This window comes from Paenibacillus provencensis (assembly GCF_042678545.1).
GTDB classification, from domain to species: Bacteria; Bacillota; Bacilli; order Paenibacillales; family Paenibacillaceae; genus Paenibacillus; species Paenibacillus provencensis.
Window position 1 is genome coordinate 1436363 of sequence record NZ_JBHTKX010000001.1, and the last position, 18266, is coordinate 1454628.

Consider the following 18266-nt stretch of genomic DNA (forward strand, 5'->3'; position numbering starts at 1 on the left):
CTGTTCTTTTTTTAAAAATAACGATCAGGACAGCACGAAGGCGTGTAGAATATATAATTCGGAATTGAGAAAATACTCTGAAAAAGGGCAGACGAAAAATGAACCTCCAACATCTTACAACAAATTAAGTCTTAGCGATATTGTTGTTACTTCTGCAATGTTATCAGGTTGGTTCATCCTGCGGGATGCGTTTCGATTAATTGAACGGATGATTGCGCATGGGAAACAGTTTTGCCCCCGAATCATGTGGCAACCCTCAAACAGCTGCAAGAAATGCAGGTCGAGCAACTCTCGCTGCCTCTGGCAGCGTAAAATTGTCTCCACGCATAATCGAAAAAAGGATCATTACGGCACAGGGGATACGTCTGTTCAAATTTAGCGACTGAAATGGAATCGGGATGAGAAGTGACTGCCCGCTATGCTGATCTCCCTTTCATTTCCAATATTGGTCGCTCAACATTTTTTTATGCTGCTCTCTTTAAACTGAAATGGTGCTTTTTGAACAGCCTCTTATAGATGGTGACGTAGCGTCCCCCGCAAAAGCTTTTTCCAATTTACTCGGAATGGAAACACAACGGATGACATTAGGTATTTGTATTGAGTTCATCATTGTAGCATTTAGAAGTCACTAGGGACTTTCCATTATGCTGACAATTTAAATTTTTCCGTTTATGAAAAATCTGCTTTTTCTGCCGTACTTAAGTAAAATTGTATGTATGACCTTGAATGTCGAGGAATAAGAGTATTAGCCTGTTGAAACATTTCGTTGTTGTGTGGTCTGCTTCGATTACATAGTCACTGTCGATCTTTCAGTGTGAAAAATGATGAATATAATTATGATTACGGGCAATTCTAACCTCTAGAAATTAATGAAGAAGATGAGGAGGGGATAGTTATGATCCATAAGCCAGCTTTATTGATCGTAGATGTACAAACCGGATCTTTTATGGATCCTCTCTTTATTCATAACAGTGAAAAATTATTAACCAATATCAAGCAACTTATTACTTGGGCCCACATAAGTAAGATTCCAGTCATACTTACTCAGCATAATGGGAAATTAGGGACGATTACCTCAAAAACATCTTCAGGGTGGTGTCTTCATCCCGCCTTACCCTTGTTAGCTCAAGATACGAAAATAGAAAAGGACTTTCCAGATTCATTTCAAGGTACCAACCTTGAATCACATTTAACTCATCTTAACGTTAATCGACTGGTTGTGGCGGGAATTCAGACTGAGATATGTGTTGATTCGACATGTCGTAGAGCATTTAGCTTGGGATATGACGTTATTTTAGTAAAAGATGCCCACAGTACCGCGGACTCTTCCTTTTTAAGTGCAGATCAAATCATTTCACACCATAATATGGTTCTACAAAACTGGTTTGTTTCTTTAAGCGATACTCAGAATATCATAATGTCGGTTTCAAGATAAACAAATATCCATCTATGTTTTTGTTGGAGATACAGCAGAGAAGATGCTTTGCTTTCATATAATTGTCCCACTAAAAAATCAGTCAATTTCGATAGGTACATATGTTTGATGGAAGAGGGACGATTCTCATTGAAAATGCAACATTGTTTGGGGAAATGCCCCCGATTTGGGGGCATTTTATGTATAAGTTAATTAAAGCTACTGATGCAAATGGTAAAGAAACAAAGATGGAGTATGATGCAAACGGTAATTTACTCAAAACAATCTATGCAAATGACCAAACCAGAGAATTAAAATACAATTCTCAAGGGAATATCATCAAAGCAGCTGATGTTTTAGGTAACTCTTACGTTTATGAGTATGATTCAAATGGAAACAAAACAAAGACTCAAAAGGATGATCGTTATGAGACAAAAATTAAGATCAACAACTGAATGCCATGGTTAATAGAAAATAATGAGGAATCAAAAAGTAGAATCTTTAAACTTGGTGTTAAATCAATTCATTCTTTGCTTAGAGATTCAAAAACAATTTCCTATCGAAATATTGCAGAAAGATCAAAGGAATTTGATGTATCGGGAAAGAGTATTCACATATTCACCCAAATAGCGTCAAAAACAATACGGATCTATACTTAGAACTTGTGGAAGTGCTTATTTATTGCAGTGCAGAATCAGACATGGCTTAAATCTCAGTTTGAAAATTTCAAATAAATGTTTGGGGTATTTCATAAGTCATTAAGTGACGATGAGATACCCTGATTTTTTTAGTTCCGATTTAAAGAGATCCATGCAGTTTGAAGTGTGATGTCAAGACTCGAATTATAACAATGCGTTCTCATTATAATCGCCCTGCCGGCTTGATCAGCAGTTTGTTCAGCTATTGGGCGGGATAGAATCGTTCGAATAAATCACTCTTGGAACGCTTAGAGAGGAGTGGTACCATTCATCAACATTGAACGAATTAAAATGGCCAACTGCTCATTAGTTATTGGTTTCTCATTATCATACCAGTGTCCAATGGTAGAAATAATGCCGGCAATTCCAAACTCAAAAATTAGTTGATTGTACACATCGTTTTTTGATAATCCAAACTCATGAAACAACATAGGCCGAAGCGATTCTTTTAATTTTTGGTGGAAATTGGGGTCGCCGCCTTTTCCTAATAAGATACTTAAATATTCTCCTTGAGTCTCATACATATTCGCAAGTATTTCAATTATATCTTTCTGCTGTTTCATTACGAGACTATTCTGAACGTTTTCTTTTAGTGTAAGGATAAGTCGTGTTTCCAATTGCTCAAGGACATCATAAATATCAATAAAATAATCATAAAACGTGCTGCGATAGTACCCAGCTTCATCTGTTATTTCTTTTACTGTTATTTTCTCAATCTTTTTTTCCCAATAAAACTTCCAAAATGATGCCATCAGTTTTTCTTTTGTTACAGCAGTGACTTCAGGTTTTTTTTCATACAAAATCCTCTTTTCGTAAATAAAACGACAAAAGTTGCTTTATTGTCGGTTGATGAATTCGTGGTGTATTTTATAATGAAAATTATAACACGACATGTTGTTGGATTAAACTAGTTGGAGTGATAATGATGAGGTTTTATTGAAACACTGGTATTACATCGGAGGCATTCTATTTGTCGGATTGGCGTTATTTTTGATTTTACTATATGGCCTTATTGGTCCACTAGGAATTCCCGATCGCTATCCCTTAAACAAAATGGAATGATTTCTTGGATAACATTAAAGTAAAGGAGAGGCTATTATGAAATTCTATAGCAGAAACTGGTACTACATAGGCGGAATTTTGTTCGTGATTTTATCCTTCGTCATGGGATTTTTCGGTGATCAATTTAATCTGAGATAGATTTTTCTGATTTAAAAATGGACAAGAAATATAGACCAATGGCAGGATACAATCGCTCGAAACTTTCAAACATACTGTGTGCCCGAGAATTAAATCGACGTGCGAAGAAGAAAGGTATCACTTCTATAGCAGTACATCCTGGTACAAGTCCTACAGGAATCGGGAGAAACGCACCGAAGGGAACCAAAGCATTCGGACTGTTATTAATGAAAATATTCGGAACTCCTCCTGATCAATCATCTTGGCCATCACTTATTGCGGCGACGGATTCGACAATCACCGGAGATATATATGTAGGGCTAGGAATGAATCCTCTAAAGGCTAAGAAACCGAAGTTTGTAGACTTCCCCAAAAAGGCATTGGATGTGCAGCTTGCTGAAAAACTTTGGTTACTATCCGAGAAGTTAACCGGAGTACATTATGACTTGTAAAAAAACTATCAAAGATGGCTCCTTTTTTTCGCTTATAGACCCGTTAAGATGAACTTTATCATATATGCCAGGTCATTAGGCAAATGGGAGACATTAAATTAAAAAAGGACGGCTTTTTGTCGGAGGACAAGTACATTATCCCATTGAAAGTCGCTATTTTAGCTGCTTTTCGTATTATCAGGTTAGCCAGTAATTACTGGTTGGCCTTTTTTTGTGGTCGTTTTACGATGGGGGAAGCCGGGAGAACGCAGGGGCTTTAGGGGCTTTGACCTCGTAATAAAAACGGTTCTCCCACGACCTCCAAAACACCATGGAATGAGGGAAAAGCTCGCGTAGGATTTGATGAGGATGGGCTTGTCTAAGCAGACTTTTTCTCTAGTTCTTTTCTCTAGTATTCAAAGTTAGTAAATTAATCATTGCATGGAAGTGATATCTACACATTAATGAAAAAAACAAGAGATTATTAATCTGTTAATAATGCGATAAGTATATCATAAATGCGAAAAATAAAGATTGAAGACATTATTCATGCTAGTTCTACAATTTTCCCTACTAAATTACATTTTCTCTGCCTTGAATAAAATAGATCATCCGTTTGATTGATTTTACATTAATATAATATAACTAATACAGAACGAGAAATAATTTACAAATATTTGTAAAAATAGGATTGACCTTCTAGTCATCAATCTATTATATTCAGGTATGAAAATTGATCTGGCCAGAAGATTTTCAATATGACATTGTTTGGAGGAGAAGGATTTATGAGAAAAAGAATTGCAGGATTTTTGCTAAGCATGGCATTAATGCTAACCGTTCCTTTTCAAGCCGTTGGAGCCGAATCGGTAGACAAGCTGGATCAGATCATTTCACTGCATGGCAATGGACTGACCAAGGAAGAATTGAAAGAGAGCCTTTCAGATTATTCCGATCAAGAAGGAATTACTCAGGATCAAGCAGCAGACCAGATTTTGAAAGAATTGCAGACTAGTAAAGCAGCGATCGAGCCCATGAGAACAATAACGGAGATTCCTGAAAAAGATAAAGCGGCTGTTTCCCTGTATTCTAGTCAAATCAATCCATTCTCTAACAATGGAAATGATGGAAGTTATCAACTAATTCAAAGCCGTAAAGGCACCTTCTTCTACCAGCCGGCGGCAACTTGGGGTTTCACCCATGGCCATATCGGAATGTACTATACTACAACGACGATTATTGAGGCAGCCAATCCTGATGATGGAATAAGAACAGCCTCAGTTGCAAATCGCAAAGTAGCGAAGGGATCCAGAGTCATGTCTACTTCTCTTACTACACTAACCGAAGATAGTAATGCTGCGAATTGGGCATACAGCAAAAAAGGCAACGGATATAACAGCAACTTTGCGGTCAACCGTTCCTGCGGTGGACCTAAGTACAATTGCTCACAGCTCGTATGGTGTTCATTTAAACAAAAAGCCGGTATCGATCTAGACAAGAATAAGGGAGCAGGTGTCTACCCGAATGACATTCGTGATCATGCCAATGTATATGACATCAAAGTGTATTAATGTAACCGCTATATAACCTCTAATCATCTTAAGTGCAATCTACTCTACATCACACCCAAAAAACAGACATAGGTGAATCAATTTCATAACTCATTAAAAAGGTGGATTCGAAACTATAATAGACAAATTAAATCATTTTGATCTATATATACTCTTGATTTAAGCAGCTAAAGGTATTTTGAAATTGATTCAGGAAAAGAAAATGACAACTTTAAATTACTTGCAAATGTCCCGGAAGGTTAGAAAAGCAAAACCGAATAAAGATACAGCAACATCCACCTACCGGCATTGATTTAGACAAGGATTACGGTTTCGGCGTCTTCGGTTTAAGATATTCAAGTTTACTGATCGAAGCAGCCGGGATCAAAGGCTGTACTTCCATAACGAGGTCAGGAGTACATGTGTCCTGGCCTCGTACCATTCACAATACAGTACATATGCATAATGTTGCTAACTTGCCAAAGTTGTTCGGGACCTTTTACCGGGGATGAATCACACTCTTAACACAGTCGAAGGAGATTTCAAACAATGTATAACCTGCCAAGCTATAAAATTATACTCTTATGCGTTCTATTGTTGCTCGTCATCATGCTTGCGGCATGTTCTGGAGATCAGGCTCCGGAAACAGAGAAAGTGACCTATTCAGAGGCTGTAGCTTCTATTCTATACTCAACGGACGTCGCTGGAGAGGGGTTAGGCTCTGGAATTAGCTATCTTTTTCTTGTTAAAGATGACGGGAGCATATCTGTGGTCAAGGATAGAGGTTTGGAACTCAATTCGCTCATTCCTTATCAGGATAAGTTGCTGCTTCATCAAAAGAGCGAACTGGTAGAAATACAAGCAGATAGCGAAATCAACCGGATTGAGTTTCAAGATTGTAATGCGCCGTCCGGGTACGGTCAATCTTCGGGCGTATTGGAAGGACCCGGCTATCATTATTCATTATTTAATGTCGGTTTCACCGAGGATATGAGCGGTTATACCTCCAAAATCAGGTGGGGCGATGGAAAGAGCAACTACTGTGGGGAGATTGGGAGTTTTTTTGAGACATTTGGGAATGACGATGAATTCATTTATTTGTTCAGCGGAGATTCAGTAGATCCGGAGAAATTAAACTTCCGAAGAGTGACGCTTTCCGATGGCGAGATTACGGAGAGCGACCCGGTAGAATTAACCAGTATGGAGTCAGATGCAAGAATCATGTTCACTCGCTTTATACCGTATAAGGATCGGCTTTTAGGTATTTTCTCAGACTCGTCGTTAGGTAATGCTGAGCTCAAGTTATTGGAGATTAACCCTGAAGAACCTTCTGATGCCAAGATACATGAATTAAAGAGTTACCCCGGCTATAGTTCAGATTATTTCCTTTATAACAAGGACAGCATTCATGTTCACGACGGGTTGATCTATTATGCGGACGGTTACGGTGATGTCTATGCTTATGATCCTGAAGCAGAGTCCTTGAATAAAAAGTTCCATTTTGAAAACTATACGAGAACTTCTATGCTTCAAGATGAGCAAGTTCATTTTACCGACAATCTTGTGTACTTTTTCAGGAAAAATCAAGAGAGCGGAGATCATATAATCGAAACTTATACACTGGATGGTGAAAAAAAATCCATCTTACCCGTAAAGGGCATTAAAGAGCAAATCGGAAAAGATAGTGTTCATATTTACGATTTTAAGATGCTAGTCAAATAATAATAGAAAGAAGGTTTAGATATGGATTTTCAAGCTCACTTTGATCTTGCAGTATTGCAGCAAGGAGGATGAACTATCTACAAAGCGTATAAAGGTACAAATAAAATGAATAACCAACTAACAATGAAGAGTGCAGGCTGGATATTCTTTGTTTCCTATGTCACCGGGATCCTTCTGTCTGCATGGATGAGCGGGCAAGGGAATAGGCACCATGAGGACCTATACTTATTTATGGGTTATGTTGCCGTAGGGCAGATCGGACTGAACGTGCTCCCCGCCGTATTATGGTGCCGGTATCGGAAAATATCTCTTATTACCGTGTTCAGACTTCATAGAGTTTCATTTAAAAATGTTATGCTTTCACTGCTAATCTACGCCCTATGTCAAATTATTTTATTGTTTTTTCATCAGGTTACCGAGGTTTTTTCTGTATGGTTGGGCGCTCCTTATCAGACATCGCATTATCCGGTTGCGGATTCCCTGCTCTCTTTATTTATCCTATTGGTTAGTATTGGAATTATCCCGCCGATTTGCGAAGAGCTGTTGTTCCGGGGAGTGCTGATAACGGGATATGCATGGCGTGGAATGTGGTTTGCAGCAGCGGCCAGCTCTTTTTTGTTCGCTATTTTCCACGATAATCCTTACAGGCTGATCGAATTATTCGGAGCGGCCTTTGTCTCTTCACTGCTGGTGATCAAGTCAGGCTCCATCATTCCGGGGATCATCGTTCATTTGTTGACCAATTCGGTTTATGTGCTCAGTTCCTATTTACAGGGCGGAGATATGCTTGAGGGAATTTCGAGACCTGAGGGTCCCGGTGCGGGTATCCTTTTACTAACCTTGGGTGCATCAATAATTTGCTTCTTTATTTGCAAATGGCTCTTAAGCCGATTTGACCCGCCAGGAGAGAAGGAAAAAGAGCAGAAAATGAGTTCCTCGGTACAGTGGATTGTCCCTATTGTTGCATCCGTCGGGGTGTTTATCCTAAAGTTATTGTATTTTTGATTGTTTTTTACTCGAAATGCTCCTCTAATTTCAATGGATTACCACACCTTTAAAAAGAGCAGTTCATCTTGCAGGATTGAGTTTTAGCATTTAGCAGCCAAAGAAGTGGAACATTTTAACTATGAATGCCCATATCAGCATGAATTAGATAAAATGAATATTCAATCAATGAAATCTTGCACACCACAAAAAATGGCAATTATGAGCATAAGCAGCTTCAAAAAACTGTTGAGGCATATATAAAAAAAGAATTTTTGAAATAATACAAAGTGAAAACAATTGATAATGTAATATGCCTTTAAATGCTATTATGAAAGTCAAATTGATAAATTCCATGTTGTAGAGATAATTTTGATTCTCAATCGTTTTCAATTGCGAATATAAAAGCACGGCAGTTATGGCTAGTGAGGCTCCACTGCGAACAAGTTTCTTACCGAACTGCTTTGGACAAATCAAAGGCTGACGGAAGGCCTCCTGCTGACCGCTTTCCAGGTAATTGTTCAGCAATTCCCTCTCTCAGAAGCACACCCAGTGTTGGTTTAAAGTTCTTGGTTCTTACGAATTGTGTTTTGGTGGATACCTATTCCTTCTGGATCAATAACCAATCAGCATTGGCTGAAAAGTGAATTTGTGAAGTTTATCAACGAATGAATCCTATCTCTTTAACAAGCAATAACCTTCAAAGAAAAGGGCAGATCAACTAATTTCTTCCTTTTCATAATTTAACAAAAATGTTAATTTACGGAGCAAGTTGGGTGTGATACCATTGGTTTAACTTAAAACGAAAAGGCTATGATGAGAAATAGTAGGTATTAGGGATCTCACAGAGAGAAGATGGTTGGTGCGAATCTTCATTGATCTAATAGTGAAGCAGTCTCGGAGCTGTGAACCGAACAGAGGAATCTTAGTAGGCTTCAACGGAGTTCCACCGTTATTCAGGAAACAATATCGGAGATATCCCGTATTGATAGAGTGCAGAGAAATCTGAAATTAGGTGGTAACACGGACATAATAGTTCGCCCTAAGTTGACAAGAAATATGTCAGCTCAGGGCTTTTTTTGTTTTATTTCTTCTCGTTTAATTATTTGCAAAATAATTTTCCGAGAATAAATAATAATTGAAATGGAGGTATTGAACATGGTGAAAATGACACCAGATGACTTAAGAAAGTCATATATTGATTTTATGAAAGGAATAGGGGCTAGCCAAGTGCCCTCTTCTAGCTTGTTACCAGAAAATGATCCCTCAACGTTGTTTACAGGAAGTGGAATGCAACCTATGGTTCCATATTTATTGGGGGAAAAGCATCCGATAGGTAATGAGATTGCTAATATTCAGAAGTGTTTAAGGACAGTGGATATTGATGAAGTAGGAGATACGTCGCATCTGACATTTTTTGAAATGATAGGTCGATGGGAGTTTGAAGCAAATGAAAATAACTATAAGAAAAAGCAAATCGATGCCATTTGGAATTGGCATATTATCGAATTAGGAATTGATCCTGGCAGGCTGTATATCAGTGCTTTTATAGGAAGTGATGATTTGAATATACAGAAAGATACGGAAGCCATTCAAATCTGGTCAGAAAAATTTAAATCAGTTGGTATAGAACCTATCATTGAAGATGATCCCTATCAATATGGGGCATCTAGAGGTGGGAAAATATTCTTATACGATGAAAAAGAAAATTGGTGGAGCCGAGCCGGAAGTCCATTGGATATGCCTGTTGGTGAACCGGGTGGGCCTGATAGTGAAATGTTCTATGATCTTGAACCAGGCGGTGATTCACTGGATCATCCTGCTTCTGTAAGCGAGAGGTTTTTAGAAATTGGGAACAACGTATTTATGTGTTACAAAAAAGAAGACACAGGATTTGTAAAAATGCAAAATCCCAATATTGATTATGGAGGCGGATTAGAAAGGGTTGCAACAGCCCTTAATGGTGACAAGGATATTTATAATACGGCTTTCTTCCTTAATCCCAAGAAAAAATTGATGGAGTTAAGTGGTAAACAATATACTGACGATTTAAAGTCGTTTAGAATCATACTTGATCATGTGAGAGCGGCTACTTTTCTAATTAATGATGGTGCGGAGCCAGCTAATAGTGATGCAGGGTATATAACAAGAAGGTTATTAAGAAGGGCGATTCGTGCAGGTAAAAAAATAGGTATACAAGGAAGTTTTGTGGGTGAGTTGTCTGAAGTTTATATAGATGAAGCAACAGCTTATGAAGATTTGATCGGTAATAAAAAGAAAGTTATCGAAATAGTAAATAAGGAAGAAAATCTTTTCTATAGAACTTTACAACAAGGAGAAATTGAAATACAAAAACATCTTAAGAATAAGGGTAAAGTTACAGGTGCGGATGCCTTTTATTTTTACGAAACATATGGGTTTCCCTTGGAGTTGACGGAAGAGTTTCTAACTGAAAATGGATATAGCGTGGAGGGCAAGGCGTCTTATATAGAGGCGGCAAAGAAACATGCTGAAAAGAGCAGAACTGCTTCTGCGGGTAAATTTAAAGGTGGATTAGCTGAACATTCAACAGAAACAACAGCGCTGCACACGGTATCTCATTTATTACTTGCTGGTTTAAGGGAAGTTTTAGGTGATCATGTTCATCAACAAGGAAGTAATATTACTTCAGAACGATTACGGTTTGACTTCAATCATGATGAAAAACTTACGCCAGAGCAAATAGCTGAGGTGGAAAAGTATGTGAATGATGCGATTTTATCAAAAGCAGTTACCTATATTTCAGAGATGCCTAAAATTGAAGCGAAAGAAAGTAATGTTGAAGGGAATTTTTGGGATAAATATCCGGATATCGTTAAGGTGTATACAATCAAAGATAACGAAGGGAAAGTTTGGAGTCGAGAAGTATGTGGAGGACCTCATGTAGAAGATACAACAAACTTAGGAAAGTTCAGTATTAAAAAAGAACAATCTTCTGCTGCTGGAGTTAGAAGGATTAAAGGAGTAATTAATAAATATTTCCAGAACGCGGAACAATAGCTGATGTTTTAGGATTGCCATTTGTAACAACGTTATGAGTTGCCGGGAATCCAGGATGAATGATAAATCCGGCAAACGAAGAGGGTTTGACATCGCTTCGCCTTTCCGTTGGCGGTACCGGAGCACAGTATTCAAAGAAAAAGCAATTCGGATTAAATCCGAATTGCTTTTTTACTGCAAGAAAGGGGACTAAATGAAAATTCAGTAGTAGTGTCGATTAACGTTTGTCGGGGGACAAGAACATATTCCCATTGAAAGTCGCTATTTTAGCTGCTTTTCTTATTATCAGGTTAGCCAGTAATTACTGGTTGGCCTTTTTTTGTGGTCGTTTTACGATGGGGGAAGCCGGGAGAACGCAGGGGCTTTAGGGGCTTTGACCTCGTAATAAAAACGGTTCTCCCACGACCTCTAAAACTCCATGTTTGAGCTGGTAGGGACGATGACCTCGCATAACAAGCGAAGCTATGGATTTGGAACCATCGTGGAACTAGCCGGCGAAATCAAAGACGAGGAGTGAGGAAATGGAACCTGTTGTAGGCGTGGATGTGGCCAAAGGTTCAAGTGTGGTATGCTAAAAGCATAATTCATTCACCGCAAGCGAAATAGGTCTAATGACGCCAGGCAACTGCACCAAAAGGGTTTTATGATTAAGATAACGGGAAACGTTAGATCAAAACAGTAATGGAGCAGTTTGCCAGTCGGCGCTGCTCCTTTTTTGTTAAGCTACCCTGAAAATTAACTCATAGCGTAACTCTAAAAAACAATACGAAACTAGGCGCAGCTTACAAGATTTTTAAAAAAGCTGCGTCTCTTGGTTTGAGAAGGTTAATTAGGATGCTTCCGAAGTGACCAGAGTTACAGTAAATCCAAGGTTTTCTAGCTTTCGAACAGTCTGTTTGACGATCGCGTCTTGGTGCCGTTTCTCAAAATAATCGGAACCTAAGTCTTTATAATCTTCTTGCCTGGTTAGTAAATGGTAAGCAATGGTCATGATGGAGTGGGCTACGGCAACAGCTGCGCGTTGCCTTCCTTTGCGAGCTGCAATTCGCCTGTACTGGGCACCGAGATAATGATCTGATCCCCGTATGGAGTGAGAAGCTTCGATGAGTGCGGATCGGAAATATTTATTGCCTTTATGTGTTTTGGAGGACTTGCGTTTGCCTGCGCTTTCATTGTGACCTGGAACAAGGCCAACCCATGAGCATAAATGAGCTGCACTCGGGAAACGAGAAGCAATGTCCGTGCCAATCTCGGCAAGGATTTGCTCGGCCGTTCGGGCTGCGATTCCCGGAATGCTATCCAGACGATCCAGGTCTTTTTGGAAAGGGGCGAGCCGTTTTGCTAAGGGAACTTTGTGTCAATTTTAAAAAAGTGACGAGGGACAAGAAAATGGTCCGATTACCGATTTGTCACAAACCTAATTAAAAGTCAACACACAATGACAAGAATTTTATTTCATTCCCGATATGATTTCATTGACGGAGGTTAGCAAAGATGATTAGACTGATCAAGAATTTTCAAGAAATGTAGAGGGCCAAGAACAAAACATTGACAGGAAATTGAAAAGTGCTTAAAATAAAATTTGATTGAACGATCAAAATAAAAAATGAACAATCAGTTTAAAATGAAGGTGGATGAATAAATGGAAAACAAACAATCTTTGATAGCTGATGCACGGAGAGAACAGATCATTAAAGCTGCTATAGAGGTTTTAACAGAAATTGGTTATCTCAGCACGAGCCTTTCCAAAATAGCAAATAAAGCAAATATAAGTACAGGACTTATATCTTATCATTTCTCTGGTAAGGAAGATTTGATGAAAAATACTTTGATGTATTTGGTTGAACAAGAGCGAGCGTTTATTAAGGGAAAAGTAGAACAGAAACAAACGTATATGGAGAAATTAATGGTTTTTATAGAAGCAAGTTTAGCCTACCAGGGTACAAACCGTGGATATAACACTGCTTTACTTGAAATTGTTTTTAATGCTCGCACGCCAGACAACGTCCCTTATTATCTGGCAGAAATTAATGATGAAGATCAATTAAATGTTTTGTTGAAAGAGATTCTTTACAAAGGACAAGAGTCTAAAGAATTTGGTGATTTTGATCCTCAAGTGATTGCAATTGTCATTCGGGGTGCTTTATCAGCGTCAATGTCATTGCCTCAAAATGAATTAAGCCTTGAAGACTACAGTGAAAAGATAATAAAGAGCTTTTTAAAAATGATTAAATAATAAACCGAAAGCAACTCAACTTTCGCAGCTTGAAATCGGCAGATAAGCCTTGATGCAACTGGGCAAAGCGACAATCCACTGCTGGAGATGACGCCGAATAAGGAACGAAAGCTTTTTGCCCGCTTTCGACACCACTTCATGGATCAAGGCAAGCAGCTGTTGCAGAGCGATCGCCCAATCGAGCGCGAATCATCCGTGCTTTGTCGATGCTGCTAAGCGAGCTAGATATAGCGCGAGAACACAACGGTGGTGTGGCTTACGAGCAAATCGTATGAACGGCCTTAGAACTCTTTTTGCAGTCGCTGCAGCGGTGACATCAATTACGTTCGTCAGGCATGGGATTACTGATTATAATATCGAGAACAGGGCGCAAGGATCTACCGGAGGCTTTAACAGGAAGAAGGTTCAACTGTTACGAGACGGGCATTTTGCTGGCGCTGGCTAGCAGTATGTATTTACGGATATGCTCCGGCTAGGCGCCGCCTATCTGCGCTGGAACATCCGAACCTTTAAAAAGGGAGAATTAATCGTGAACAATAAGAAGTGGTTTTTCCTGGGGATTTCGCTGATCGTCTTGAGCTTCGCCGGAACGGCTTGTCAGCCGCTCGATTTTGTCGACAAGTTGCCCGCGCACGAGCAGAAATGGACGTTTGCGCAGCACGAGTTGAATGCGCTCGTCATCGACAGTGAATATGACGTGAACATGGAGTTCATCGCCAGCCCCGACGACACCAACTACGTGGAAATCAGCGGGAATATGCAGCAAAATACGATCGATCAGTTGAAAGCGACAGAAATCACAGGGGATGCGCTGGAACTCCAGCTGCTGAAGGATGTGAAATTAGTCGCCCCCAACTACAAGTCCATCAATACGCGGATTATTGTAGCGCTGGCGGATGACACCCGGCTGCAGCAGATCAGTTATAAATCGGGCTCCGGCAACACCAGCTTTACCGGCTTGAAGGCGGAAATGATCGACTTGTCCGTTTCTTCCGGCAATCTGCGCGCGGAAGTTATCACCGCCGGACGGTTGAGTTTAACTTCAAAATCCGGGGATATTACTGCGGAGCGGATCCAGGGGGATACAGAAATCCAGCTGCACTCCGGCGATATCAAGGTGGATGGGCTGAAGGGCGCCCTGACAGTGCAGTCGACTTCCGGCAGCATTACCGCCGTGGACGTCGACGGCTCGGCCGATACCTCGCTGCATTCGGGCAATATCAAGTTTGACCGGTTCACCGGACACGGCGTGTTTAAATCGGCCTCTGGCAACATTACTCTGACGGGGCAGCGTTCGGACAGCCTTGACATCTCCGTCCGTACCGGTGACGTGACTTTGTCGCCCGATCCGGAGTTCAATGGGTTCTTCGACCTGAAGACCACATCCGGACACATCACGGCGCCCGAATCCCCGCAAGAGACGACGGACGTTATCAAGGTACGGGCAGCTTCGGGCGATATTCGGATCCGGTGAAGGTGTCCGTCAGTGAGAGATCATGGTGAAAGAGTTGAGGCAGGCTTACGCCTCTGTTGAAAAATAGCGGTAATTTGTTAATTTAATAAACAAAAAGGATGTGAAGAAGTGTTCAAAGAGAGGAGTCGACGTAAAGCCGCGCGACGGGTCAAGACCGGGAACGGGCGTCCACTAAAGGACTTCCGCTGGTGGCAGCCGCTCTCCCGTGCCCTGTACTACCTCACGTTGACAAACGATGATGACCGACAATTGGTCTTCGCCGTTGACGTCTCGTATTGGCAACAGTTTCTGGCGGATGATGGTAAGGGCAAGGCCCATCTATACCTCGATGGCAAACATCACGCCGAGTCCAAACTCCCTGCGGACTTCCCCGTGGCTGGAGGAACGATCGAAGTAGCGTCCACGGTTTTCGGCCTCAAACGTTGCCACTACGTCACCGACGAAGGAGCCGTGCACCAGCTCATCCCGGACGAGAGTTCCGCCGAAGGGCGGCGCGCTCGTCTTGATCGCGAGCACCCGTCGTTGAGCCGATGGATCGGATTTATTTCGCTGATCATGCTCATCGTTCCTATGGTTCTCGCCATCCCTCAGATCATCGATGCGGTCACTCAGGTGCCTTTGATAGCTCAGCGCTTCGGGACCTTCAACTCGCCCATTGCTCTGCCGATGTGGATCAACATCGCGCTCGGTCTCTGCGCCGCAGCGGGCAGTGTGGAGCGCACAACGCGACTGCAATGGAACGCTTTGCTAGATGGTAGCTTTTAGTAGGTAGCTGGCCAATGCGATTCAATTTATCTATACACCCAGGCATGCTTCGTGGCTCAACCGGATTACTAAATATTTTGTAGAAGAGCCTTGATTACTGAAAGATGTAAGACGACAATATACTAGCTATAACAGTTTATTGTTGAGGTGAATATTAAATGGATGAAGTCTATGAATCAAAACAAATTGTATTATAATGGGCGCTGCCTTGAAAAAGTACAGAAAAGAAAAAAATATTAGCTTAGACGACTTAGCTGAATTAACGGGCGTAAGCAAACTTACTCTGGGGAATATCGAACGTGGCGAAACAAATCCAACTTTGACGATTATATGGAAATTTTAAAAGGCATATCTTTACCGCTATTTGCTTTGTTCAAATGATACCATTTCTAATGTCCGAGGAAAAAATGATACATGTGGTGATAGATTTGATAAATTGGAGAATACTTTGACGATTGGTGAGTTACTTCTCTTAGTTCCGAAGACAATAGCACAATTATTTAAATAACTATTATCTAACGAAGTCAGTAATATACCGTTAAGCTAACGGTCAGGTTAACGCGGGGTTTCGCATACAATCTCCATAGAGGAGATGGTTCAAGATGGAGATTATTAACGCTGTGTTTAAAGTGATTGGTTATGCATTTGCTTTTGTAGTAACTGCTATATGGAAGAAAGAAAAATGAAGAGGTGACTTCTACATTCGGTCATGATTAAACTGAGGGGAAGCGTTAGTTCAAAAACAGGAAGGAGCAGTTATGCCGGTTGAAAACGTCTGCAGGCTCAAACGAATTCCGATCGCAGGAATGTAGTGCATGGCTGCGTTGCTCTATAGTTCAGCACCTGAAGGTCCAGATGATGAATAGAGTGGCAGCCGATATTCCTCGTAATCCAGTGCAGTAGCTTCCTTACATATGTCTTTCCTTAAAATGCCCAGATTAGCTGTTTCTGTTTGCAAGCCCTGTTTGGAATAATAATTAATAATGTCATCGATAGTAGCAAATGGGACATTTGTATTTGAATCAAGTGTACTTATTTCGATATAAAACCACTTTTCTGATGTAGTAACATCTTTTATTCTAAGAATTTGGTGACTTTAAGCTTAATTTAAAGCTTCTTTAAGAGCAGAGCCTGCCGTGAATACAGGAACGTTACCTGCCGGAAGCAGCACCTTTTCACCGGTTTTGCTGTTTTTTCCCATGCGTGCTTCACGATAGCGGACATCAAACTTCCCGAAGCCTACTAGTTGAACTTCTTTTCCTTGCTTTAAAGCTTCAAAGATGGAGTCCAGCACTTGACTTACAGCTTTTTCGGCATTCTTTTTTGAAAACCCACTAGACTTATACACTGCTTCTATTAATTCTTCATTATTCATTTGCGATACCTCACTTTTATGATTATAAATTATGAAAATGAAAGACCTCTTGTATGGACGCAACCAAGAATAAACAAAAAAGCTATCCCACTTTTAGGACAGCTTAAAAGATTTTAATATATTTTAGAAACGTTCTCAGCCTGCGGTCCACGATTACCTTGGGCCACATTGAACTGAACGCGTTGACCTTCATCCAATGACTTGTAACCATCACCTTCAATCGCGCTGAAATGAACGAATACGTCATTTCCGTCTTCGATTTCGATAAAGCCAAAGCCTTTCTCAGCATTAAACCATTTAACTGTACCTGTTTGCATAGAATTCCTCCTAAAATAAATTTAACCATAACCATTTCATTGACAGCTAATATATATTAACGATCATTAGGTGTTATCAATGCATACAAGTTGATGTCCGCTAATGTTTAGGTTAATATAAGAATACCATGTCCGCTAATGTAAGTCAAGATTTGGAGGCTTTGCTAATGAAAGAAGCGAACGGGATTTCAGAACAGGGTAAGCAAACGATTCAGGACTTTGTTTTCGCTCTCACCACCCATGGAAATTTGAATCCTAAAACATTAAAAGAGTACGCAAGCGACTTAAAACATTTTATTAGTTGGTTTGAGAAAGCCTACAACCAAGAGGAAGAAGTTATATTCCGAATTGAAGAAGTTGCCGCTTCAACAATAATACGATATCGAGATTCCGCGCAAAAAGTGATGGAATTGAAACCAGCGACCATTAACCGCCGGCTTATAACTCTAAAACGTTTTTTTGAATGGGCTATGTCGGAATCCAGGATTCACCGCGATCCTTCCAAGCAGGTCAAATTGATTCCCGAAGAAAAGGTAAGCCCGCGCAAGATGACAGATATAGAAGAAGCTGCATTGATCGCTGCAGCTGAGCAAGGCGGTTCTCATCGGGATCAGACTATCCTAATCGTGATGCTTCACACCGGCTTGCGGACAATGGAATTATGTGATTTAGCTCCAAAGGATATTCAAATCGGAACACATAGTGCCCAGCTTATAGTTCGATCCGGAAAACGAAATAAACAGCGTGAAGTACCTTTGAACGCTACATGCAGAGTTGCTATAGAAAAATATTTGGAAGAACTCCCTCCGGACAGTCAATATCTGTTTCCTTCGGAGAAAACTGGTGATCGATTGACTGAACGCGCTTTACGACATTTGATTCAAAAATATATGAAAGCATCAATGCTCGAAGGATTAAGCGCCCATGATCTACGGCACCGGTTTGGTTACGTAATGGCAGAGAATACGCCGTTACACCGTTTGGCGCAAATTATGGGGAACGATAGTCTGAACACAACGATGACTTACTTCAAGGCGACTCGTGTGGATCTGCAATCAGAAGTTGAATCGTTACTTTGAAAACTT

Annotated in this window: 15 protein-coding genes, 3 pseudogenes and 1 other annotated feature; of the genes and pseudogenes, 13 read left to right on the plus strand and 5 right to left on the minus strand. The window is 40.4% G+C overall.

Going from position 1 to position 18266, the window contains the following annotated elements:
* Positions 1–895 precede the first annotated feature (895 nt).
* Positions 896–1435, plus strand: coding sequence for a cysteine hydrolase family protein (locus tag ACFQ3J_RS06915; protein ID WP_091156544.1), 540 nt, complete (start codon positions 896–898; stop codon positions 1433–1435).
* A 179-nt stretch (positions 1436–1614) separates the two neighbouring features.
* Entirely contained in the window at positions 1615–1869 is a 255-nt protein-coding gene (locus tag ACFQ3J_RS06920) for an RHS repeat domain-containing protein (RefSeq protein ID WP_170862478.1), read from the plus strand.
* A gap of 491 nt (positions 1870–2360) precedes the next feature.
* On the opposite strand, the gene ACFQ3J_RS06925 is transcribed toward ACFQ3J_RS06920, so the two are convergent.
* Positions 2361–2912, minus strand: coding sequence for a TetR/AcrR family transcriptional regulator (locus ACFQ3J_RS06925; protein WP_244533179.1), 552 nt, complete (start codon positions 2910–2912; stop codon positions 2361–2363).
* A gap of 438 nt (positions 2913–3350) precedes the next feature.
* Here ACFQ3J_RS06925 and ACFQ3J_RS06930 point away from each other — a divergent pair, with 438 nt between their 5' ends.
* The 5 genes from ACFQ3J_RS06930 to ACFQ3J_RS06950 all read left to right on the plus strand — a co-directional run bounded on the left by ACFQ3J_RS06930 (position 3351) and on the right by ACFQ3J_RS06950 (position 11014).
* Complete coding sequence (locus tag ACFQ3J_RS06930; RefSeq protein WP_091156539.1) at positions 3351–3743, plus strand: hypothetical protein; 393 nt, start codon at positions 3351–3353, stop codon at positions 3741–3743.
* A gap of 764 nt (positions 3744–4507) precedes the next feature.
* Positions 4508–5290 (plus strand): hypothetical protein, encoded by a 783-nt coding sequence (locus tag ACFQ3J_RS06935; protein ID WP_139236966.1) that lies wholly within the window; start codon positions 4508–4510, stop codon positions 5288–5290.
* A gap of 528 nt (positions 5291–5818) precedes the next feature.
* A complete protein-coding gene (locus ACFQ3J_RS06940) occupies positions 5819–6991 on the plus strand; it encodes a hypothetical protein (RefSeq protein WP_091156535.1) in 1173 nt (390 codons plus the stop codon).
* A 105-nt stretch (positions 6992–7096) separates the two neighbouring features.
* Positions 7097–7996, plus strand: coding sequence for a CPBP family intramembrane glutamic endopeptidase (locus tag ACFQ3J_RS06945; protein WP_091156532.1), 900 nt, complete (start codon positions 7097–7099; stop codon positions 7994–7996).
* A gap of 783 nt (positions 7997–8779) precedes the next feature.
* Positions 8780–9023 (plus strand) — a binding site (T-box leader).
* A gap of 110 nt (positions 9024–9133) precedes the next feature.
* Complete coding sequence (locus ACFQ3J_RS06950) at positions 9134–11014, plus strand: alanine--tRNA ligase (protein ID WP_170862398.1); 1881 nt, start codon at positions 9134–9136, stop codon at positions 11012–11014.
* Between the two features lie 829 nt (positions 11015–11843).
* Here the strand turns inward: ACFQ3J_RS06950 and ACFQ3J_RS06955 are convergent.
* Positions 11844–12359, minus strand: a pseudogene (locus ACFQ3J_RS06955) (transposase); the annotation flags it as partial.
* Positions 12360–12656: 297 nt separating this feature from the next.
* Between ACFQ3J_RS06955 and ACFQ3J_RS06960 the strand changes: the two are divergent.
* The gene (locus ACFQ3J_RS06960) at positions 12657–13250 is read left to right on the plus strand and encodes a TetR/AcrR family transcriptional regulator (RefSeq protein ID WP_091156525.1); all 594 of its coding nucleotides are present in this window, start codon (positions 12657–12659) and stop codon (positions 13248–13250) included.
* A 15-nt stretch (positions 13251–13265) separates the two neighbouring features.
* On the opposite strand, the pseudogene ACFQ3J_RS06965 reads toward ACFQ3J_RS06960, so the two are convergent.
* Positions 13266–13558 (minus strand): annotated as a pseudogene (locus tag ACFQ3J_RS06965) (IS4 family transposase); the annotation flags it as partial.
* Here ACFQ3J_RS06965 and ACFQ3J_RS06970 point away from each other — a divergent pair.
* The 4 genes and pseudogenes from ACFQ3J_RS06970 to ACFQ3J_RS06985 form a co-directional block, all read left to right on the plus strand.
* Positions 13522–13695 carry a hypothetical protein gene (locus ACFQ3J_RS06970; protein ID WP_379293353.1) on the plus strand — a complete coding sequence of 58 codons (174 nt, stop codon included), beginning with the start codon at positions 13522–13524 and terminating at the stop codon, positions 13693–13695. The pseudogene ACFQ3J_RS06965 and the gene ACFQ3J_RS06970 sit on opposite strands and share 37 nt — an antisense overlap.
* Positions 13696–13779: 84 nt before the next feature.
* Positions 13780–14724: a DUF4097 family beta strand repeat-containing protein gene (locus ACFQ3J_RS06975; protein ID WP_091156523.1), complete on the plus strand. Its 945-nt coding sequence runs from the start codon at positions 13780–13782 to the stop codon at positions 14722–14724.
* A 108-nt stretch (positions 14725–14832) separates the two neighbouring features.
* Positions 14833–15489 (plus strand): hypothetical protein, encoded by a 657-nt coding sequence (locus ACFQ3J_RS06980; RefSeq protein ID WP_091156520.1) that lies wholly within the window; start codon positions 14833–14835, stop codon positions 15487–15489.
* Positions 15490–15647: 158 nt separating this feature from the next.
* A pseudogene (locus ACFQ3J_RS06985) lies at positions 15648–15867 on the plus strand (helix-turn-helix domain-containing protein); the annotation flags it as partial.
* 724 nt (positions 15868–16591) lie between these two features.
* Here ACFQ3J_RS06985 and ACFQ3J_RS06990 read toward each other — a convergent pair.
* Together ACFQ3J_RS06990 and ACFQ3J_RS06995 are read right to left on the minus strand one after the other, a co-directional pair.
* Positions 16592–16864, minus strand: a complete 273-nt coding sequence (locus ACFQ3J_RS06990; RefSeq protein ID WP_091156516.1) for an HU family DNA-binding protein — start codon at positions 16862–16864, stop codon at positions 16592–16594.
* Between the two features lie 113 nt (positions 16865–16977).
* Complete coding sequence (locus ACFQ3J_RS06995; protein WP_091156513.1) at positions 16978–17181, minus strand: cold-shock protein; 204 nt, start codon at positions 17179–17181, stop codon at positions 16978–16980.
* Between the two features lie 167 nt (positions 17182–17348).
* Here ACFQ3J_RS06995 and ACFQ3J_RS07000 point away from each other — a divergent pair, with 167 nt between their 5' ends.
* Positions 17349–18260 (plus strand): tyrosine-type recombinase/integrase, encoded by a 912-nt coding sequence (locus ACFQ3J_RS07000; RefSeq protein ID WP_091156511.1) that lies wholly within the window; start codon positions 17349–17351, stop codon positions 18258–18260.
* Positions 18261–18266: the final 6 nt, after the last annotated feature.